This is a genomic window from Sporocytophaga sp. (genome assembly GCF_017745095.1).
GTDB lineage: Bacteria > Bacteroidota > Bacteroidia > Cytophagales > Cytophagaceae > Sporocytophaga.
Genome location: NZ_JAGHZZ010000003.1, coordinates 368941 through 392259, shown reverse-complemented (window position 1 = coordinate 392259; position 23319 = coordinate 368941). Strand labels below are relative to the sequence as shown.

The 23319-nt window shown below is 36.7% G+C and carries 10 protein-coding genes; 9 read left to right on the top strand and 1 reads right to left on the bottom strand.

Going from position 1 to position 23319, the window contains the following annotated elements:
* Window positions 1-21 precede the first annotated feature (21 nt).
* The 9 genes from fabD to J7604_RS06720 all read left to right on the top strand — a co-directional run bounded on the left by fabD (window position 22) and on the right by J7604_RS06720 (window position 22130).
* The gene (fabD, locus tag J7604_RS06760) at window positions 22-1188 is read left to right on the top strand and encodes an ACP S-malonyltransferase (RefSeq protein WP_293893017.1); all 1167 of its coding nucleotides are present in this window, start codon (window positions 22-24) and stop codon (window positions 1186-1188) included.
* Window positions 1189-1219: 31 nt separating this feature from the next.
* Window positions 1220-1891 (top strand): 4'-phosphopantetheinyl transferase superfamily protein, encoded by a 672-nt coding sequence (locus J7604_RS06755; RefSeq protein WP_293893014.1) that lies wholly within the window; start codon window positions 1220-1222, stop codon window positions 1889-1891.
* Window positions 1892-2267: 376 nt separating this feature from the next.
* Entirely contained in the window at window positions 2268-3683 is a 1416-nt protein-coding gene (locus tag J7604_RS06750; RefSeq protein WP_293893011.1) for a hypothetical protein, read from the top strand.
* A gap of 33 nt (window positions 3684-3716) precedes the next feature.
* On the top strand, window positions 3717-5297 hold the full coding sequence (locus J7604_RS06745; protein WP_293893008.1) for a hypothetical protein: 1581 nt from the start codon (window positions 3717-3719) through the stop codon (window positions 5295-5297).
* 98 nt (window positions 5298-5395) lie between these two features.
* Entirely contained in the window at window positions 5396-6979 is a 1584-nt protein-coding gene (locus J7604_RS06740; RefSeq protein WP_293893005.1) for a hypothetical protein, read from the top strand.
* Window positions 6976-10380 (top strand): DUF6603 domain-containing protein, encoded by a 3405-nt coding sequence (locus tag J7604_RS06735; RefSeq protein ID WP_293893002.1) that lies wholly within the window; start codon window positions 6976-6978, stop codon window positions 10378-10380. Before J7604_RS06740 ends, J7604_RS06735 begins: the two co-directional genes overlap by 4 nt.
* A gap of 10 nt (window positions 10381-10390) precedes the next feature.
* Window positions 10391-13702, top strand: a complete 3312-nt coding sequence (locus J7604_RS06730; RefSeq protein ID WP_293892999.1) for a hypothetical protein — start codon at window positions 10391-10393, stop codon at window positions 13700-13702.
* A 27-nt stretch (window positions 13703-13729) separates the two neighbouring features.
* Complete coding sequence (locus J7604_RS06725; RefSeq protein ID WP_293892996.1) at window positions 13730-20251, top strand: hypothetical protein; 6522 nt, start codon at window positions 13730-13732, stop codon at window positions 20249-20251.
* 4 nt (window positions 20252-20255) lie between these two features.
* Window positions 20256-22130 (top strand): hypothetical protein, encoded by a 1875-nt coding sequence (locus J7604_RS06720; RefSeq protein WP_293892993.1) that lies wholly within the window; start codon window positions 20256-20258, stop codon window positions 22128-22130.
* Here J7604_RS06720 and J7604_RS06715 read toward each other — a convergent pair.
* The gene (locus tag J7604_RS06715) at window positions 22111-22755 is read right to left on the bottom strand and encodes a hypothetical protein (RefSeq protein ID WP_293892990.1); all 645 of its coding nucleotides are present in this window, start codon (window positions 22753-22755) and stop codon (window positions 22111-22113) included. The genes J7604_RS06720 and J7604_RS06715 overlap by 20 nt on opposite strands.
* Between the last annotated feature and the right edge of the window lie 564 nt (window positions 22756-23319).

The following is a 23319-nucleotide window of genomic DNA, read 5'->3' as shown; positions in this document are numbered from 1 at the left end:
TAACCGAAAATTTTGATTAAAATGAAGAGAACATATGTATTCCCAGGGCAGGGCTCACAAATAAAAGGAATGGGTGGAAACCTTTTTGATGAGTTTCAGGAATTGACTAAAAAAGCTGATAAAATACTTGGGTATTCAATCAAAGAACTTTGTCTGAATGACCCGGAGCAAAAATTGAATCAGACGCAATATACGCAACCAGCATTGTATGTTGTCAATGCATTGTCTTATCAGAAGAAAATTAAAGATGGAGGAGCACCCCCTGATTTTTTAGCTGGTCATAGTTTGGGTGAATATAATGCCTTACAGGCAGCTGGAGTATTAAGCTTTGAAGATGGCCTTAAGTTGGTTAAAAAGAGGGGAGAGTTGATGAGTCAGGCAAAAGGAGGAGGCATGGCTGCTATTCTAAATTCATCTGATGAACAGATCCGCAAAATTCTTACGGATGCAAATCTTTCAACTATAGATATTGCTAACCTTAACTCTCCTTCCCAAATTGTTATTTCAGGCTTGAAAGAGGATATTAACAACGCACAACCGCATTTTACAAATGCAAATGCTATGTTTATTCCACTCAATACCAGTGGAGCTTTTCATTCTCGCTATATGAAAGATGCCGAAAAGGAGTTTGAAAAAGTGGTGAAGAAAACAAAATTCTCTAAACCAAATATCCCTGTGATAGCAAATGTTACTGGTAAACCATATGAGTTTGATAAGATCGCTCATGATTTAACTAGTCAAATCTCTAATTGTGTAAGATGGACTGATAGTATTTCTTACTTGTTAAATCAAGGAGAAATAGAATTTGAAGAACTTGGTGTGGGGGATGTATTAACAAAGCTGGTTAGAGCGATTAAAAAAGATTATGATTTGAAGATTGCAGCTTTAAAAGAAAAAAGTATTGATGTTTCTTTAGAAATAAAAGTAGAAGAACTAGACACTACAAAAGCTGCACAACCAAAAGAGGAAAAACCATTAGTAGGTCAAGCAGGCTTGCTTACTGCAAAAGAATTAGTGGACCAATGGAATAAATCTAATCCAATAGGAACAAAGGTCAAATCGGACTTTTATGAATCACAGCTTGAAACCAGAACAGAAGCTATGATTTTATTCGGTCATCGTGCGGCCGTTTATATGAAGGACTATAATGGGTATTTTGATCTAAGAGAAATTAAAGCGGTTAAATAACTTTAGTAGTTAAGGAATTAAAGTAATAACCTTGATAAATATATTTTTTACCTCCTTTGGAAAACCATTGAATGAAGGCTTTTATTCTGATTATTTAGCCTTATTACCGAAGGATTTGCAGGAGAGTAATTCACGCTATATTCGATGGCAGGACAGACATTGTCATTTGTTTGGGAAATTGCTTCTAATGCAAGCTCTAAAGACATATAATATAGAAGGAGACATTTGGAATTATGTGAAATACGGAGCATTTAAGCGTCCTCATTTGTCATTGCCTGACCTGGATTTTAATATTTCCCATTCTGGCAATTTCGTTATATGCGCAATTGGAAAAAATATCAGATTAGGTATTGATATTGAGGAAAACAAAAATTTAGATCTTAATAATTTCCAAAATGTAATGAACTCTGATCAGTGGGATGAAATAAATAAAGCGAGTTATCCTTTAAAAGAGTTTTATAAGTACTGGACAATAAAGGAAAGCGTAATCAAGGCTGATGGTAGGGGTTTTTCAATACCTCTTGAAAAGCTTTCTGTAAAAGATAGTAATGTACAGTATGATGATAAACTATGGTTTGTTCAAGAGTTGCAAATTGCCAATGGATATAATGCAGCTTTGGCATCAAGTAGGTTATCTGATTATAAAATTGATAAAGTAGATTTTTATGAATCGATATTTGTTCAAGAATTTTGCCTTCGGTAGAAGTTTGCTTAAATCATCATCATAGATAATAACATAGATCACAGGAATCAATAGAGTTATAAAGGCTTTGTAATACTTAGTATTGCAAGGCCTTTTTTATTTATAGTAGTATAAATCTTAAAAATATATAATGATCGTCTTGCTCAGATTTACTAGTAATTTATTGTGGTAAGGCTTAGTTTTACTAATGAAGCATCCTGTTTTCCTAATTGGGTAAATTAAGATTTTTTTTTACATTTTGTTGCTTGGTTTTTATATTTAACTATATTGCAATTGTTTGATTATTAATTTTTTTTGAAGTTTTTGGGCCGATTTTTATCTCAAAAAAATTTCAATATCACAATTCTACATCTGAAGTATCACTAAAGAATTTTTTATGAAAAGTCGTGAAGAAAGAATAAAAGAACAGGAAAAACTATTGGGAATCTTTGATGAGGTTAAAGAGGTGTTGATGAAAACTCCCGGAGTTATTAATGTAGCGATAGGTTTAAAGCAAAAATCAGGTAAGCTGACGGATGAGATAGTTTTTCAGGTTTTTGTAGAGAACAAGAAAGATATTAATTCTTTAAGCCCTGAAGAAATAATTCCGAATGAAATCAGGGGAGTGAAAACAGATGTTTTAAAGGTGCCGAAAGGTAAAGCAAGATCGGACCCCAAAGCGCATAGTCCCATTCAGGGCGGAATTCAGATTGGCAATGGAAAGGGTGAAATAGGAACACTTGGTTGGTTTGGAAGACTTGCCAGTGACAATAGCCTCGTTCTTCTTACCAACGAGCATGTATTATATTCCAATGGCGCAAATGGAGGAGACAAAATTGGACAGCCAGATTTAGAAGATATTTGTTGCTGCTGCTGCGCATATACAGAAGGTATAATCGGTGAAATTTTAAATCCGGGAATAAATACCATTGAGGTTGATTGTGCCATTGCTAAAATCAGCAGCAATGTTGTCGTTGACTGTATTCTTAATAACGGTATGTTTGAGGAAGAATTAATTGTAAACAATACCGCTATGGCAGTGATAGGTAGCCAGGTACTGAAAGTCGGCTGCACTTCAGGTCTTACAAAAGGAGTTATTTCAAGCATTGGAGCCCCTGCCAGTGATAAAGTAAATCAAATCCTAATATACCCTACTGATGATGAAACTTATAAAATTAATGGAGTAAAATTAGCCTTTTCAGATGCAGGAGATTCCGGTTCCATTATAATTGATGAGCATAATAATATTGTTGGATTATTGTGGGGAGGAGATTCGGAGCTTCACAGCGAATATGACGTAACATTTGCAATACCCATTGATAAAGTACTTGAGGCACTTGCAAATGCCGGCCTTGAAATTATTCTTGAAAGTACTCCAGCTGTCAGATCAAAATTACAGGAGCAACAGCCTGCTAGAGAAGCAGGAATAGACAGTGACATAAAGAAGAAGTTACTGGCAAGTTCAAATGGTACTCTTATAATTACTTTGTTTGAAATGCACCAGAAAGAAATAATACATCTTATAAACCATAACAGAAAGGTAAAGATAACCTGGCAAAGGGTGCAAGGTCCTTCTTTTGTTGCCCATTTGCTGAATAGTTCGAATAACCCTTCATATATTATTCCTAATAAGGTCAGAGATATTTCACGACAAGACCTGATTATAAAAATTGCAGCAGTGCTTAGAGAAGAAGGAAGCGAATTGCTGCAAAAGCATATTGAAAAACATTTAATAGATCTGTTGCAGTACTCATATGAACTGGACTCGATTGAAGGGTTTTTAAAAAAAGTTCAAGAAAATGCTCTGGCATAAATAACAGTCAATCCAAATGAAGATCTGAATAAGATGAGGTATACAGAGGAAGAACTTGCTCGTCTGCATCGCGAAGCAGAAGAGGAGCTTAAAAAAATTCCAGGTGTAGTAAGCGTCGGGTTTGGAGTCAAAGAAAGCTCTGGAAATCTCACCGACGAAATTGCTTTTAGAGTTTATGTACACGAAAAGAAAAACAAGGAAGATTTACCTCCTGAAGAAATTATTCCTTCTGAAATAAATGGATTTAAAACAGATGTGCTGGTGTTGCCTAAACCTATCTCATTAGCTTGTGATGATCTAAACCATTATGATCCATTAATTGGGGGAATTACAATTGTCAATTTTAGAGAGAATGCTCAAGGATTGATTGATAGAGGTACCCTTGGGTGTTTTGGAACAATTAATGGCAGCACATCAAAAAATAATAAAGTATTCCTTACCAATAACCATGTAGTCACATGGAACGGGGGAGCAAAAGGAGATACAATCTATCAACCAAAGTTTACAATGGTTAATGGAAATGCTACATATAATCCTGAAGAAAAATATCCGATAGGTGAAATTTACGATGTTGGATTGCAAAATAATTATCCATATAAGTATCCTGAAGATGCCAGCGCACAGAATGAAAATTATTTTGTTGATTGTGCGGCAGTAAAAATTGACACCTGTTATTCTACCTGCTGTGGCACTAATTGCGGTGTTTCTTTCAGTGAAAAGAATGAAATCAACAACCTTAGATATAACGATACCGATGGAAATAATACGATTAAAGGTATTGGCAGAGTAAGGCGAGTGGATATATTAGATGATTCAGTTCAACCACCGAGAGCGAAAGATTATTTTGTATGGAAGGTTGGACGAGCTACTGGAAGGACTAAAGGAAGGGTGATTCAAGTTGATTCAAATCAAATTGAGCTGGATGGAAGGCCTTTGCATCAAGATAGGGTAATGATAATAATTTGTACAGATTCAGAACCCTGTAATGCTGCTAGAAAGTTTTCTGATCGTGGTGACTCAGGATCAGTTATTGTAAATCAGGACGGGAATGTTGTGGGACTTTTGTATGGTGGAAATCTCGCTGATCAGAGGGAGGGATTTGCTTGTCATATTCATCCAGTATTAGATAAACTCAAAATTACACTCATTTCTGACAAGCGATCTCCTGATCCGCATAACCGTGTACTTTCATCAGATACTTCAAACAATTTTTCCATAGCAAAAGCAAGAGCGGAAACTTTAAGATCGAGACTGGTTTCAAATGAAAGAGGTAGTGAAATTTACCATGCATTTGAATCCTGTCGAGAGGAAGTTGTTTGGCTGGTAAACCGGAGAAGGCCAGTAACAGTGGCCTGGCAAAGAAATCAGGGACCTGCTTTTGTTTCTTATTTTGTAAATACCGCATCGGATCCTGTACCGGTAATCCCCCAAGAGATAAAAGGTATTTCTCTTCATACACTTCTTAATTCAATGAAAGAAATACTTAAACTGGAAGGATCTGGGAAACTAAAGAGAACAATAGTACAATATGAAAATCTAGTAATGACCTTATCACAAGAGTGTAATAATCTGGAAGATTTTGTTAATCGACTGACTTCAGACGCGATGATATAAATAAATGCTATGTCTGCAAGATGCTTGAATGTATAGAAGTGTTTGGTCTGGGAAAATACTGACGATTAATTATCATTAAAAAAAAGGAGATTAGGAAAATGAGGTATACAGAGGAAGAACTTGCACGTCTTCATAAGGAGACTGAAGATGAGCTAAAGAAAATCCCAGGTGTAGTGGGTGTTGGGTTTGGAATCAAAGAGACCTCGGGAGACCTAACTGATGAAGTTGCTTTTAGGGTTTATGTACTTGAAAAAAAGAACAAAGAAGAAATACCTCCTGATGAAATTATTCCCTCTGAGATAAAAGGATTTAAAACGGACGTGCTGGTTTTACCAACATCCACCTTAAGAGCTTGCGATGATCTAAAACAGCAAAGGCCATTGAAGGGTGGGATTACAATTACTGATCTAAAAGGAAGTAATTGGAATCTAGGTACCCTTGGATGTTTTGGAAGAATTAATGGAAATTCATCAAAGGACAATATTGTAATTTTAACAAATAATCATGTAGTCGCACATGGTGGAGATGCATCTTTGAATGATACAATTTATCAACCAGATATGAAGATGGAAAATGGTACACTTGTAATTGAAGGTAAAGAAAATTATGTTGTTGGCAGCATAAATAATCTGGGTATGGAAAATAATTACCCATATAAGTATCCTGAAGATCCTACGTCCTCAAATGGAATAAATGAGAATTATTATATTGATTGTGCTACTGTAAAATTGGACACATGTTATTCTTCCTGTTGTGATACAAATTTCGGTGTTTCTTTTAGTGATAAAAATGAAATCAACAATCTCCGATACAACGATACCGATGGTAACAATGCGGTCAAAGGTATTGCCAGAATGAAAAGGGTTGATTTAATCGATGATTCAGTTCAACCACCAAAAGCTAAGGACTATTTTGTGTGGAAGGTTGGAAGAGCTACCGGAAGAACCAAAGGAAAGGTGAAATGTGTGGGAGCAACCTTAGAAAAATTAGATGGAAAGTCTTTTAGACAAGAAAGGGTAATATGTGTTGTCGGTGTAGATTATGAATCATGCAATATTCAGAAAAGATTTGCCTTACAAGGCGATTCAGGGTCGGTAATTGTAAATCGGGAAGGGAATGTTCTGGGACTTATATACTCAATGGAACGGGAAATAGATCAAGCATATGCTTGTCATATTCATCCAGTTTTAGATAAACTCAAAATTACTCTTATTGCCGACAAATCATCCACTGATCCTAAGAATCGTGCGCTTTCCACCGATTCTCCAAGCGACTTTAATCTAGGTAAAACTAGAGCAGTGTCTTTAAAATTAAAACTGCTTTCAAATGAAAGAGGCAGTGAATTCTATCATGCATTTGAATCCTGTCGTGAAGAAGTTGTTGGGTTGATAAACCGAAGAAGGCCTGTAACAGTGGCCTGGCAAAGAAACCAAGGACCTGCCTTTGTTTCTTATTTTTTAAGTAATACATCTGATGATTCCGAGGAGAGAACCTCCAAAGAGATTAAAGGAATTTCTCTTCATACACTTCTTACTTCGATGAAAGAAATACTTAAAAAGGAAGGGTCTGGTAAGCTAAGAAAAACTATAACACAATATGAAAATCTAGTCATGACTTTGGTGCAAGACTGTACGCACCTTGAAGATTTTGTTAACCGACTGACCGTGGAGGAAAGTGTATGAGTAACCAAACAGGCACATTGGAAGTACTGGTTCTTGAACTTACAAAAGTTTTGAAGCCTTTAAAAGATCGTTTGGAGGGAAGTCAGGCAAGTATATTTTTTGCAGAACTTGGAATTGGATTAACTCCTGAGCAAGTAAATGAGATAAGTGCTCCGATTGAAACCACAATCAGTAATGTCAAGATCCTGATTGAAGAATCTGCACAACTCTTTAAAAAAATTAATGATGAACCTCTTAACATTTCAGATATTGTAAGCAAAGTTGATTCGATTTTAAAGAAAATAAAAATTATATTCGACAATTTTAGCCAAATCCAAGGTGCAATAAAAAATATTCCTGATCTGTTGGATGAAGTTGCAGATAATATTCCAGAAAAGATTTTAAACTATCTTCTGGCAAGGTATCTGGAAAGATTTACAGGGGTAAGCTCATTACTTGAATTCCTTGGAGTAATGAATGTAGATGAGTTTAACAAGGGGGCCGTTGATCCTAATAATCTGCCTTATACTGTTTCTTCTTTTGATTTCGGCAAATTTAATAGCTGGTTAAGCAGCCCGGGAGATCAAATGAAAGATCTTTATAAGTGGGGTACAGATGAATTTGATGGAAGTGATTTATTTGAAAAACTGGAAAGCATTTTATCGAAATTAAATTTGCCCGTCATTTTTCTCGATAATCAACAGCCCTACAAGCTGGATCTTATTATTGCTGAAGCAACCGCTGATATGGATACCAAAGGTCTTGCAATTAAGGTAAAGAATAATTTAAGTACAGGCCTCCAAACATTTGACGGCGAAGGATGGAAAGTTGATTACAAAGTGGAATTTAATCCACCTCCGACAACCCAATTAACTATTAAACCTGATGGTAATTTAATTTTTATACCACCTATTGGTGCAGACCTTGCACTTTCAGGGGAAGTGGCTCTAAAGCTAACTGTAAAAAAAGAAACTTCTGAAGCTTACATCCTTCTCGGACAAACAGGAGGAAGCAGATTTGAAGTAGGAGAGTTTTTGCTTAACACTGGAGCAAAATTTGAATGGAATGCGGAACAAAAAAATGCTACAGGAAAATTTAAGGTTGAAGCCGCAATCAATAAATGTAAAATCATCATTGATCCATCAAGCGCTGATGGGTTTCTTAAAAATATTCTTCCCGCTACAAAATTGGAGGCAGATTTTGATCTGCTTTTGGGCGTGAACAGTGATTCCGGCTTTTATATAAGTGGAAGCAGTGCACTTGAAATAGACCTTCCATTTCATCTTCAACTTGGACTTGTTGATTTTAATGGAATAACTATTGGAGTTAAACCTAAAGATGGAAAAATTCCAATCGGTTTGGGGGCGAACATTAATGCCTCTTTAGGTCCTATTGCTGTCGCTGTACTGGATATGGGTATTACTGCAGAATTTTCTCTTGCAGAGAACAATTCTGGTAATTTGGGCCCATTAAGGTTTGACATAGGGTTCAGGCCTCCCAAAGGAATTGGTATTTCAATTGATACTGGTGTTGTGAAAGGTGCAGGCTTTTTGAGGTTGGATCCGGATAATGGTGAGTATTCTGGTGCTCTTGAACTTTCTATTAAGAATACCATCCAAGTAGGAGCAATAGGGATAATTAATACCAAGATGCCAGATGGTACAGAGGGGTTTTCTCTTCTGATAATTATCAGTGCCCGATTTACACCGGGTATAGCTCTTGGCATGGGATTCTTTCTCAATGGGCTTGGAGGGATGCTTGGTATACACAGAACCATTAATGTTCAGGCATTAAAGGATGGAGTAAAGAATGATGCCTTAGATCATATTTTGTTTCCTGAAAATGTGGTGGAGAATATGAATACCTTGCTTCCTCAGATTAAAGGTATTTTCCCTATTCAGAAAGACCAGTTTATGATTGGTCTGATGGCTAGAATTACCTGGGGAGTTCCTACGCTTGTAAGTATTGAATTTGGAGTGGCCATTGAATTTTCCAATCCTGTCAGACTAGCAATTCTGGGAGTTTTAAAAGTAGTATTACCCACCGAAAATGCCCCAATACTGAGGCTTCAGGTAAACTTTATAGGTATAATAGATTTTGACAAAGGATATTTGTCCTTTGATGCAAGTATTTATAATTCGAAGATCCTGACCTTCACCTTGGAAGGTGACATGGCTTTAAGATTGAACTGGGGAGGTACAAAGGCCTTCTTAATGTCGGTGGGAGGTTTCCACCCTGCATTCAATCCACCGAAAGAATTAAATGTACCAATATTAAAAAGATTAACGCTGACAATCCTCAGTGGAAATCCCAACCTTGTTTTGACTGCCTATTTCGCAGTAACATCTAATACAATTCAATTTGGTGCCAAAATAGATTTCAAGTTTGAGGTTTCCTCATTTAAAGTAATTGGCTTCCTTCTATTTGATGTGCTATTCCAATTCTCACCGTTCAAATTTATAGCACATATAGCAGCAGGCCTTGAAGTTAAAATGGGAGGAACAACTTTACTTTCCATAAATCTCGACTTCGAATTGTCCGGACCCACTCCATGGAACGCACGTGGCACAGCCTCCTTTAGCATATTGTTCTTTACTGTTAAGGTTAGCTTTAATGTCACATGGGGGGAAGCATCTCAGGTAATTGAACCAAGCATTGCTGTATTACCAAAAGTACTGGAAGCTTTGACGATTGATGAAAACTGGACTGCTGCTCTTCCTGCCAATCGCATAGATCTGGTCGCTTTAAGTGAGATACCTAAAGTGCCAGGGAAAATTGTTCTGCAGCCTTTTGGCGCGCTTAAAATAAGTCAAACGGTTTTACCTCTGAATTTGGAAATAAATAAGTTTGGAAATAATAAGCCACTTGATATAAAACACGCTGATATCGGATACTTTAAGCTTGGAGACCAGTCGATGCAGCTTGAAGAAATCAAGGAATCTTTTGCCCCTGCATCCTTTAAAGAACTGGCAGATGCTGATAAATTAACATCAGCGTCATATACCAAGGAGAAAGGGGGAGTGCAAGTTTCGGATACCTCAACTCTTACTGTTAATTATGGGATTAATAGGGAAGTAAATTATGAAGTTAAGGTTTCTGATTTTGATCCATTTCCTGAAACATTACCTTCGGTTCAGTTGGACATGAGCTGGTTTGTTTTAATGGCCAAAGGAGGGGCGGCAGGAAAGTCGGCCCTGGCTGTTGAGAGAAAACAAAAAGATTTTAAACTTAAAAATTCCACAGTGGTCGAGGAGGAGAAGTTTGTAATCATTAATCACACAAACTTAACTCAATTCGATGCCCATAATTTTTCCGGAGGGAGTCAGGCCGAAGCAGACGACATGTTACAGATGGTTTTAAAAAATCTTCCTGAAATGCAAGGAAAGCTTAGTGTAGTTCCTGAGTATCATTTAACTTTTTAATTGAATTAATATGGCACCAATTGCAAATATTTCATTTTTACCCTGGGTAAGACAGGGAGTAGCTGCCAGAATAAGTGAAGCAGATACTTTAGGTAACTCCGAAGGAATAGCCATCGAAAGAGCTTCACTTCAGGCTGAACTTGAAGTTAAATATAAAGGCCTGGATGATGTAACTCTAAGCAACCATATTAACAAATCTATACAAATTGTCGGGCCAGGCGATGTTCAGAATTTTAGTCAGAAAGCGATCGTTCGAACTGAACCTAAGCATGGAGTTAGCAATTATGAAGTGAACGGGCTTCCATATATTGAATTTTATGAAGAGGATTTTTTATGGAGATATACGCCTGCGCATGCTGCCTCTTCAGGAGCCAATACTAAGCTCAGACCCTGGCTTGCTCTTGTTGTTCTTGAAGAAGATGAATTCACCATCAAACCCAATCCTGCTGGGTTATCTTATATTTCAATAAATCAGGATGCTTTTGATAATGCTTTTCCAAGTGAAAAAGATACATGGGCTTATGCTCATGTTCAAATCAATAATAATTTAAATGATCTTGCACAACCTCAACAAGAAGTGAATGAGAAGGTCAATGCCAATCCTGATTCGGCAGTTTCAAGGCTTCTATGTGCAAGGAAGCTGAAAAAGAATACGGGTTATTCTGCGTTTGTGATACCAGCTTTTGAAGCAGGTAGGCTGACCGGGCTTGGAATTAAAATAACAGGAATCAAAGCTCAGCAGGAGTCATGGAGAAAAGGTAGCATGCCTGCTTCAGACAAGAGACCATATGATTTTCCTGTTTATTATCAATGGGCCTTTAGAACTGCTGATTATGGCGATTTTGAAAGTCTCGCTTCGATGCTCAAACCTATAATCATGAAGCCGGAATCTGGAAAAATGCCCATGGACATCCAGAGTCCCGGTTTTAACTTGTCTCCTCAGAACAACGGGACAAAGGTCATAGGCTTGGAAGCAGCACTTTCTCCCCCGGATTTTAAGTCTGATCCTTGGCCTGCCAAAGAAAATGATAATACTACGAATAATGGAAATGACATCAATACAATTGATAAGCTAAGAGATCTCCTCAATTTATCAGCTGACCTTGTTGATAAAAATGCAGTAATCAATTCACCTCATCCATTTTACAATGTAACAAATCTAAATGACGACCCATTAGTTGTCCCTCCTGTATATGGTGTGTGGCACGCATTGGTTGAAAGACTTGGAGCTTCGAAGAACCCACAATGGATTGAACAATTGAACCTCGATTTTAGGAATAGAGCAGCTGCAGGTTTAGGAACCACAGTAGTAAAAAAGTATCAGGAAGACTTTATGAACCGAGCATGGCAGCAAGTCGATAAGGTAAATGAAGCAAATAAAAAGATTGAAGAATCGCTTCATGCCAAATATGTTAATATCTCTCTCCTCAAAAAACACATGCTTTCTGCCAACGATAATCGTGGGCTTATACTTACCAATGCAGTTCAGTACCTGATTAAAAGTCCTGGTAATTCTTTTACTGTGCAGCAGGAGTTCAGTAAAAGCAGGATTCCTAATGCATCGAAATCAGCTGCATTCAGAAAGATAACAAGACCCAAAAATAAAATTGAAAAAGCAAGTTATGTGGCAGCGATGAATCAGGCAATAACACTTGATACATCAAGGTTGATAAAGTCAGAATCAATTCTTACTAAATTTAATATTGATGAAGGGGATCAGCAAGCAGTCCGGGCTGCAACTTTAAAAAAGAAACCAGAGGGTGCTTTGCTTACAACAGATGTTGAGCAACTGGCAAACAAGTTACTTACAGATTACAACAATAATGTTTCAAATCTTTCTAAGGATTTATTAATTGAAATTATTGAGGAAGAAGTAGTTTTTGCCAATGCCTCAAAATTAAAGGTTGAATTAATCGCTGCATTGAATGGCAAGGTTGTAAATAATCCAGAGATAATTCCTGCAACGAAAGATCTTTTAGAGCTTATTCAAAACTATCCCTTGCAGAAAAATGCAGATGGACAAGTATTGGTAATATTTGAAAATAATAAGTTTATAGAAATATTTGGGATAGGTATTCACGCGAAAAGTTATGGAGAAGTTATTTTAAAGGATAGTTCCGATATTAATACTATTGATGTAAAGTCAATAGTGACAGGGAAGGAAATAAAGTCACTGGTGGATTTATTCGGGAAATTTTCTGAAAAAATGGATTCGCTGCCAAAGGTAGAAGCTGTAGAGCAATTTGGCGACCTAGAAAATATGTCTGCTCACATTTATGAAAAGATAGATCCGGGTACGACCCTTAAGAATAAACTTGCATCTAAAATCAAAATCTGGATGGGTTCAGATTATGTACCTCTGCCAGAGCTTAAGCCTATTATGGTTTATCCGGAGTTTCCTGAGGCAGTCTATACCTACTTGTTGGAAATCTCTAAAAATTTTATCCTTCCTAACATAGATAAATTACCTCCAAACTCAATTACAATTCTTGAGAACAATCAACCATTTATTGAAGCATTTATGGCAGGGATGAATCATGAAATGTCTAGAGAGCTTTTGTGGAGGGAATACCCAACTGATCAGCGGGGTTCTTATTTCAGACAATTCTGGAATATAGAAGATAATTTATTTGCAGATCCGGATCCTGAAATGGATAAAGAATCTAAGCTTGACATAAAAAAGATCCATGAATGGCAAGGTGTTTTAGGTTCTCACAATCCAAGGCTTACGAGTGCAAATTTGGTGCTGGTAATAAGGGGGGATTTATTTAAAAAGTATCCGAATACTATGGTATATGCCCAGCAGGCAGAATACAATTCTGAGAATCCTTCAAAGCCAAGAAAGTTGAAAGGTGGGATAAATTCTACAATTACCAAATTTCCATTGTTTAAGGCAGAGATCATGCCTGATATATCTCTGTTTGGGTTCAACCTGAATGAAGATGACGCCAGAGGAGAGAGAATTGAAAGCAACAATCCTTCTGATGCAAATAATAAAAATCCAGGTTGGTTTTTTATACTAAAGGAGCGTCCTGGACAGATCAGATTTGGGTTGGATGATTTTACCGATGAACATGGGAATACTGATATAATGCCGCAGGGGCAACCAGATACCTGGAATGATTTATCATGGGAGCATCTTGTCAATTCAAAAAAGGATTTGGAAACCTATCATATTAATTTTGCAAAGTCTGTTTCCCCTACCAATAACACCAATCAGCCTAAATGGGGAATAAATTCCGCAGATATGGCTTCTATACTTTTTCAAAACCCTGTACTTTTTGCCAGACATGCTGCAGAAATGCTTCCCGAGAAAGAATAATTTAAAGCATCTCAATTGAAACAATATATGTCCAATCAGATCATAGCCCAGTTTGAAGATCCACGCATCAATGACATCAGGAACAGTGTCAATATGAAAAATGATGCTATTCCTTTTTTGCTTTTTCCTGTGAGGATTGAAACTCGATTTATGAAGGTCGAAAAGCAGCAGGCAGAAGAGGTGAAGGTAACTATAGAAGGTATTCTGGAAGGGCTTGCGCACCTTCAGGTATTGATAATTAATACTCAGTCAAATGTAAATGGCGGAAGTATCCGTTCTGTTACGGATGATATTTCAAGTCTTATTGACAATCTTAAAAATTTAAGCAGCATTACTATAAAAGAAAAGGGATGGCTGAAACAGCTGGCTGCAGATATTAAGGATGATATTCAAATCCTGGCATTTAATTCAGGGGCAAGTTATATAGGGGAAATGTCAAATTTATGGAAACAATTTAATGCATTGGAAAAAGCATTTGCTTCCATTGGACTTGCCAGAACAGATCTCATTCAGGATGTCCGAGCAACTATTGATTCATTAGTGGCTATTGATTCTCAAATCGGAAGGTTTACAAAGCGCAGCAGCATCCCATATATAAATGTTAAAAATAAAAAAGATCTCAGCAGGTATATTTTTACTGTATTGGAGAATGCTAAATTTTATTTTATAGGTGCAGGAGAAGAAGTCAGATCCATTAAAAGCATTGAAAATAATCAGAGAGACCGTATAAAGAAATTGCTTGCTGATATAAAAATAAAACTTGATACAGCTTCAAGAAAAATTCCGGAAATACATGAAGACAGGACATGGAAGTCTTTTGTTGAAAGTAAGATTCAGCCGGAGATTAATGAAACTCAACGTTTGATAGGGGCATTTGAATCCGAATATCTTTCTTTTCTTGATAGTTTACCAAGGCCTCAGAATATACCTTCCGGAGATCTATATTTTCAGGGGATCAAGACTTTGATTAAAATAAAAAAGTTTAATTTGGGCCAACAGGTTAAATATGAAACTTTAAAGAGATTTAAGAAAGACCTTAATCCTCGTATACAGAAATTTGCTGATACGATAAGAGTCCCAATTGCAGAGGAAAAATCAGGGCATACAGAATTGCTGAAAAACCTTTATTCGGCCATTTCGAATGAATTGGGCTCCTCTGAGGAGAAGATCAATGCATATCAACATAAAAATAATTCTCAAGGCATTGGGAAGTCTTTAGTGTCATCCTTTAGCAGGGAGGCAAAAGATATCATCGGAGCGTTTGCTGGTCAGGGAAGGAATTTTCCAGAAGCGGTTTATCTTCCGAAAGCACCTATTCCTTCACATGAATTATGGGTAAGAATTTATCCGGATGATATTCATATGGATACTCATGAAGAAAAGCTTACCCAAAAGGAAAAAGAGGCAGGTGAACAATTCTGGAAAGTATACTGGGCCGCAAGTGATGACAAGGATCTGGAAATAGCTGCATGGAAAACCTTATGTACTGCTCTTGGAACAAAAAGAGCATCATGGGTAGCGAGAAGTCTGGATCCACGTAATGTTGCTGCTAATGTTACTATATTTAAAAATAAGCCTTCTTCAAACACTGTCGATGCTATAAATATCGGTAAAACCGCAACAGAAAATTTGAAATTGGTAAAGCTGGATCAGACTCCTTTCGCAATTTTTAAATCTTTTAAGGACCGGAATCTATTTGCTATTGTTAATGATAGCCTGCAGAACTTGCAGTCAGAGCTGAGTTCTACTGTTAATGAACAAGATTATCTGATTGATAAACTGAAAGTATCGCTTGTGCAGATTGCATCTATTCTGAATGAACTTATTTCCAAAGCACAATCCCTTTCATCAGCGGAAATCAGCATCTTACAAAGCGCCTTAGCAGGCTTACAAGCAGTAGTTGCGACTTTTAATTCCATTCAATCAAAAGTTCAGCAAATTATATCTGTTGATCACAGGTTGTTTGTTGATAATTTAAAGAATCCATTAACCTATCCTGAAGTATTAATAAAAGAAAAAGACTGGACAAAAGCGCCAACGGCACAATGTCTTCCTGATAAGTTTGTCTTGATCACACAGAATGCAGGAAGCTTTTCACATATAACAGTGGGGCAACCTGTACCTGCAAATCTTCAGGTCGGTTTGGATCCTTCAAAATTTGAAGAGGAAGATAATTCTGTTTATAGAATTGACAGTTCTGGAAATATGATCATTGATGAAGGGTTAATGTGGATGACTGACTTTCCACAGGCTTTAGAGAAGGGGATGGGTATTAAGTTAACTATTACCAAGGATGAGTATGATCAGGGTTTTGAAAAAGTAATTGTTTTAGGAGTTAAAAATTCTGACTCCATCGCCAGTCAGAAAGCTTTGGAGCAATTGATTAACAATCATACCTATAGTGTGGATGGACTGGATTTCCTTAAAGTAGGAACTCCTACCAATAATACTCAAAATAAAAAGTCTGGATTTTCTCCTGAAAGTGACCTTGAAAACAGATTTGACATAGAAATAAAAAATGTCAAATATGATTCAAATGAAATCAATCCGTTCAATAAAACAGATGGAAAATACTTATGTGATGCGCTTGGGATAAGCAATGATATCGTTCAGTATGCTGGCAATGCGGATAATCTTGAAATTGCCAATTCCTTCGCCATTAATAAAAGTTTATGGAATGCTACAATCGGGCATTTTATGGAAGAAATGTTTGATCGTATTTTTACTTATGACAACATCAGACGTACAGAAAATTTCTTTACCAATTATTGTTCCGGAAGAGGGATTGTTCCATCTATAAGGATTGGAATGCAACCATATGGAATAATGGCTACTACGGCATTTTCCCGTTTACAGCTTCATGACAGTTTGCCTTCTCTGACAAAAGCAGAACTTGATTTGGTTAAGCCGTGGGCAACCTTATCTGTTCCTGTGGAAAATAAACTCCAACAACGTTTTGAACTGAGACTTCATGACCTATTAAAATTATTAAATGAAGAATGGACAAGACTGAGAGAATCTAAGGTGATTCATTCAGGGAATTTACACAAGGGAAATGCTCAGCAGCGCTTTGTGGAAATGCTTGGATTAAATGCAGTTTCTCAGGATTATTTCTACCGCTACAGTATAAATATCGCTAAAGGTCCTAATACAAATGATGCTAACTTCAATGCTGAAGATACTTTTGGACCTATAGGATTAATGAGTCGATTCAAAGAGTTAATGTTGGAAGGGAATTTTTATCCTTCATTCAACTTTCCGGATGAGTTTGATATAAACACTACTTTCCCATGGAAAGCTGAAGATGTGTCTTATTCGCGAATAAGAGATCAGTTTGACTATTCCCGGATTTTTAATTCAAGGATGATGAATTTAAATTACCTTGTCAATGGCAATAAAGTCGACTTGGTAGCAGGTTCGGACTCTGTTCCTTTAAGCAATCTAAAAGATAGCAATCAAACATATATTGATTGGCTTATTAATTCAACAGCAAATGGAATGCTTGGATCAAATGACTTTAGTGATCCTGTAAAATTCCCATCCAATACATTACTTTTTACTCTTCTCAGACAATCTATTTTACAAGCATATCAGGAAACTGCTCTTACTATTTTGCAGAGTGAAGGAATCCTGTCCGAAATACAAAGAAGAGATGCCGGAAACAGGTTTAATTATTTTAGCAGGACCTTTGAGAATAATAGTTATAAAAATCATTATACAACCAAGTGGCACTATCTGTTTAAAAATCTTTCAGATCTTCGTACATCGGGAGTATTAAAGCTGGATGACAGTAATTCATTTTTAAATCATATCAATTTAAGACGGCATTATTCAGTTGCCAATTATCTGGATCAGGTCAGATCAGTAAATCCTTCTTTGTATAATAGTAGTCATCAACTCTTCTTTAATAAATTAAAGAATGTAAGGGATGCTGTTTCTTGTTTGAAACGCATTCCTACTGCAAGCCTTGAAATCCTGTTAGCAGAACATCTTGGCTTATGTAGCTATCGTTTGGATTCATGGTTGTTTGGTCTTGTTCATCAGCGTCTTCAGAAGCAAAGAAGTTTGCAGAAAAATGGAATTTTTCTGGGGGCTTATGGCTATGTTGAAAACCTTAAAAGGAGCGAAAAAGATCTTTATACGCAAACTGCAAACTTGGCAGACTTTAAATTAAAACCTGAAATTCCCGTTTACATAGATAAGGATAATGATGGCTTAATACATGCGCCGTCTATTAGTCAGGCAATAACGGCTGCAGTTTTAAGAAATGCATATAAAAATAATACTGAAGAAGAGAATGTGCAGAATCGTCTTTCTGTTAATCTATCTTCTGCCAGAGTCAGAATGGCTATGCAGTTAATTGAAGGAATAAGAAATGGTCAGGAGGTTGGTGCATTACTTGGTTTCCAGTTTGAAAGAGGACTCCATGAAAAATTTAAAGATGTAGAACTTGACAAGTTTATTCAGCCCTTCCGAAAAGCGTTTCCGCTTAAGCAAAAAGTGAACGAAACCACCGGTAATATTCCTGCCTATGTCAGTCTTGTAGTAAATGGCTCGATGATACTTGATGAAGTCTATGAGGTAATAAAATGGCTTGAACCTGTTCCCGGCCAGTTGAATGACAAAACAGTAGGAGACTCATTAAAAGAAAATAATTTTGCTGCTCTTCCTGCTAAAATTAAAGCTGCTATAGATAACGCCCTGACAACCGACGATAATAAAGATAAGATATACAATGCTATAATTGATGAGATAGATCGGATGGCAGATGCATATGATGCACTTGGTGATATTGCAATATCAGAAAGTGTTTATCAAATGGTACAAGGCAATCACGTGAGAGCTGCTGCAGTTCTGTCAGCCTTGGGTGAAGGGAAAAATATTCCGGATCCTCAAGTGATAGAAACCAATAGAACTGGGATTGTTGTCACACAGAGAGTTGTACTAAACTTTGCTGCTATAAGTCCTTCTGTTTTACCTAATGGCTGGGAGTCGACTAATTCAATAAGATATCAAACCGAACCCTCTTTTAATAAATGGCTGGGAGATAGCATTGGAGAGGCTTCAAAAATTAAATATCTTATTTCTGTAATCCAAAATGGAGGGACCGTTACAAGAGAGAGATTTGATCTAACTTCTTTAGGGATTCAACCAATAGATCTTTTCTGTTTGCCTGGAGGAGAGGAAGAATTGAAGGACTTACTGGTTAGTTTATATAGACGGATTAGAAATGAATATTCTAATGCTGTTGTATTGGATACAAATGAACGCGGGGAAGATTGGAGTTCAGAAGACAGAAGTATAGCCGAAATATTTTTACTTATAAAGCCTATCGTAAACATGTTTGGGAATTCCAGATATTGTGGGTCTAATGATCTACAGATGGCAAATGATGAATCCGATAGACAGAATCCGGGAAATTTTAATCTTCCGGAATTTGAAGAGAGAATTGATATAGGCTTGCAATCTCTCAGAACCTTTATTGGTACTGTAGAGAACGAACCTATAGTAGATGCAGTTCTCAAAGGTGACGTCGCAATAGCTGATGTGGAATTAACAGATCAGGAGTACGACAGTATATTTAACTTACTTTATCATGCTTTTTTTCTTGGTATTCCAAATGCCTTGTCTGTAACTTTTCCTCTGAAGAAGGAAGATCAGACGAATATATTTTCTCAAAAGCAGGCTGCTCTCCAACACCTTATTTTAAAATATAAAGAGGCATTAACCAGAGGAAAATCAGCAAGGGAGCTTGAGGATAAATTGCCAGCTTATCCGGTTGCAAAGATTAAAATAGAAAAACTGGGAGAATTAGCAAAAGTGATCTTTGGAAAAACGTTTCATGCAGTTCCACAGTTCACAGCATATGATACAACAGATATTGTCAAACAATTAACCCTTGCCCCCGACTCCAGAATTACAAGACACCAAGGCTTATTGGCAATTGAAGAATGGGTTGGAAGTATATCAAGGGTAAGAAAGAAAATGTATGATGTTCAAATGTGGAGACAGATTGCAGATATATATGATAATTCGTCAGCTACAATTGAGCCTGTTCAACTTCCATATCAACCAGGAGATTTCTGGATGGGGCAGGAATATCCCTCCAATTATATAGCAAATGGAGATAAGCTATCACTAATCCTAATTAACGATGCTGTTTTAAATGTAACAGGCCTTGTGCCTGTTTGCGGATTAATAATTGACGAATGGCATGAAGTAATACCGGATAAAGAAGTTACGAGTGGAATAGTATTTAATTATAATCAGCCGAATGCTTCCGCTCCCCAATCGGTATTGCTTGCTGTTACTCCAAGTATAACCAATCAGTGGGAGTGGGATGATTTAGTATATACAATTATCGATACAATGGAATTAGCAAAGAACAGAGCCGTTGAACCGGATCACTTGGATAATTCATTTCTAAATCATGTTTTACCAGCCATTGCTGCAGAAGTTGTGCCTCCTCAAATTGCCGATGAAATAAATAATCCTTTAGGGGTACAGGTGGTAATGGATTTTTCAAATGTAAAAACTAAACAAGAATAAACAGATGGCAAGAGTAGATACTGTTTCATGTGAACCATTCAGGGCATGGAACCGTCTGGAACCAAGACCCAGAACATCTGAGTTTGATAATGTACTGGAATGTGGAGTGTTTGATCCATTGTGGATGTTAACCAGACAATGGCAATTTGGAGAGTTTCAGGGTGAAGACACCGGATCGGCTATTTTCTCCAAAATATTAATGCATACTACATCTGTTAGTAAATTGAAAACTGCTGATGGTAGTGTAGAAGCTTACTCTGATTTTACCCCCTTGGAGGAACGAATAGAGAGTATACCTAAAAAAATTGATTTTAAATCCAGACTAGAATCAGGTATGATCTTTCTGAATATCCTTGAAAAGCTTGCCTCTCAATGGGGAGTAGTTGATTTCAGTAGAAAGGTCTACAAAAGCAAGTTAAAGAAAATGTGTCCTATTGAACCCGTTCAATCAATATTGGATGGGGATTCCAATAAACAAATATTTGATAAAACTGAGGCTTTTTGCAATTCAAATTATTACTCTCTTGTAAATGCTTCAGCAAACAGATACTTTGATGGAATTTCACTATATAAAGCGTTTGTCAGTGATCTTAATGGTACAATTACTCTTTTACTTGAAGATAATCCTTCGCATCTCTCGTTACTAAATAAGGCAATTAGTGATTATATTAATTGGATACCAAAAAATTATAATGTTAATGTTTCCAGCTCATGGGTTCCTAATCAACTTGAATATAGTTTTGATTGTGCGGTGCCATCTGAAGATGGTACCAATACTGTGGTCAGAGCTACGGAATATTATTCCGGAGATCTGGACTGGTATAATTTTGATGTTAACAAATCAGAAGGTGTGCCAGGCATTTCAGGCAATGCTACTTCAGAAGAGTTAATGAAATACAGAAAAGAAGTTATTAGTATAATTCCAACAGAGGCTAAATTTTCAGGAGCACCTAATTCAAGGTGGTGGCAGTTTGAAAATGGTAAAGTGGACTTTGGTAATATTAACGCTCAAACAACAGATATTGCAAAACTTATATTTACCGAATATGCTTTGCTTTATAATAATGACTGGCTCCTCGTACCGTATCGGGTTCCTGTTGGCCGCATTTGTGATGTAAAGGGTATAGTTGTAACAGATGTTTTTGGAGAACAAACTTTTGTAACATCGGCAATTCAGGGGGAAACGGATGACTGGTCAGGTTGGGGTATGTATAATTTAAGCACTATAAGTAATGAAGGAGATAGAAAAGTGCCCGCTGATACTCGATTATTTATACCACCTGTAGTTGTTAAAAACATGGAAAGCGAACCGATAGAAGAAGTACATTTATTGAGAGATGAAATGACCAATACGGTGTGGGCAATAGAATCCAAAATCCCAGATAGCCTTGGAAGTAGTTTGGACGGACATCGTTTTGCGAATATCTTTTCGGAGGAACTTAATAAATTCAGAGGAGCACCTCAAGTTGTTGACCAAGTGCAGGGTACTATGTTTAATTATATGCTTGCGAATTCGGTGCCTGAAAACTGGATACCTTTTTTGCCTGTTCACAAGTCTGGCAGCAACCGCGAAATTCAATTACAGCGGGCATCTATGCCACGACTATTTAAAGGAGAATATACGCATATAAGACCCAGAACTCAATTAATGCGAGAGGGAATAGGTTTAGATGATGTTCAGGTAACCCCCTATTTTATACATGAAGAAGAAGTTCCGAGAGCAGGAGTTAAGTTAAAGGCTACTTTCCAGAGAACCAGGTGGTACAATGGATCTGTAATTAATTGGTATGGTTATAGAAAGCAAGTTGGCAGAGGAGAAGGTTCAAGTGGTCTTCAATACGATACTGTGACCGCTGTTCCTAAAGAACAGGAAAGTTGAATTGTTTAAGCATATTTAAAATTTTGCTTGTTATTTCTTCAGGATTAAATTCAGGGAACTCAAGCAAAATTTTAGCTTTATTCCGGATAGTCACATAATGATTAGATTGATCGTAATAATTCAAAATGCAATCAGTAAACTGGTCAAAATCATTATGGAATAAATATTCTTTTAACTTGGTTACTATTACTGCAGGAATTCTGTCGCTTAATTTATCAACCGCTTTGCTAACAAGATATGGGTCATAATGGCCATATTCTTTTTTTAATAGTTTTATTCGTTCACTTTTAGGCAGATCGATGTAAATGATAAATCCATTTTCTATCAGATTGTAGAACCATTCAGGAATTCGCCGTTTGCCGATAGCAGGAGCTTCATGTTCAGTAAAAACTATAGGAGAGGCATTGTATTGTTGATAAACTAGTTCAAGGGAAGCATTAAAGGTTTTTTGATCAGGCGGAAGTGAGTCGATACCTAGATCACCAAAAACAGATCCTTTGTGACCTGCAAGCTTTTCAAGATGAATTATTGGATAATTGTATTGTGCAAAACGTTCTAATAAAAGGGTTTTGCCTGTACCGGTCAGTCCAGCCAGAACAATCATATTAAATGAAAAAAAAGACATCTTTTAGGGAGAAATATGTTCTATAACTCACTTTCGCCTTTCAAAGAAACTCTGAGAACCCCAAACGAGCCAGGCTCGGCCAGTGATAAACAGAAGTGCTCCTTCTAATAACTACAGTTAACATACGAGAGACTCATTATTCAACTTTATAAAGATGGTGTATTCTCTTTTCGGACCAAACCCGATACCGCACATGCGATTGAATACTGACATTGGAAAGATAAGGGTTTAATACTTAAGGCAAAAGGAATTATTGTTTTTTTTGGGGTTATAGGTACCACTTTGGTGAGCATTGTTATTTTCCGTTTTTATATTCTAAATACATTTATAATATAAGTTTGATAATAATATTACCTGCATTTTTTTATTCGGATTCAACCCAGATTTATTATCTGGTTCAGTATGGGAGATAACTGGATATTATAGTTTATTACCTGGTAATTGTCTGATTTTTAGGTGTATTGATTCTTAAAAATCGTAAATATATCTTTGAAATCTCACTTAAAAGCGGGAAATTAATGTCAGATTTTATGTGCCACTGCGTACAAAAATTTTGATTGCATA

Excerpts from the sequence above, each read along its gene's own strand:
- fabD (WP_293893017.1), top strand. The coding sequence starts at position 22 with ATGAAGAGAACATATGTATTCCCAGGGCAGGGCTCACAAATAAAAGGA.
- J7604_RS06715 (WP_293892990.1), bottom strand. The coding sequence starts at position 22,755 with ATGTCTTTTTTTTCATTTAATATGATTGTTCTGGCTGGACTGACCGGT.
- J7604_RS06740 (WP_293893005.1), top strand. The coding sequence starts at position 5,396 with ATGAGGTATACAGAGGAAGAACTTGCACGTCTTCATAAGGAGACTGAA.
- J7604_RS06720 (WP_293892993.1), top strand. The coding sequence starts at position 20,256 with ATGGCAAGAGTAGATACTGTTTCATGTGAACCATTCAGGGCATGGAAC.
- J7604_RS06730 (WP_293892999.1), top strand. The coding sequence starts at position 10,391 with ATGGCACCAATTGCAAATATTTCATTTTTACCCTGGGTAAGACAGGGA.
- J7604_RS06735 (WP_293893002.1), top strand. The coding sequence starts at position 6,976 with ATGAGTAACCAAACAGGCACATTGGAAGTACTGGTTCTTGAACTTACA.
- J7604_RS06725 (WP_293892996.1), top strand. The coding sequence starts at position 13,730 with ATGTCCAATCAGATCATAGCCCAGTTTGAAGATCCACGCATCAATGAC.
- J7604_RS06750 (WP_293893011.1), top strand. The coding sequence starts at position 2,268 with ATGAAAAGTCGTGAAGAAAGAATAAAAGAACAGGAAAAACTATTGGGA.
- J7604_RS06745 (WP_293893008.1), top strand. The coding sequence starts at position 3,717 with ATGAGGTATACAGAGGAAGAACTTGCTCGTCTGCATCGCGAAGCAGAA.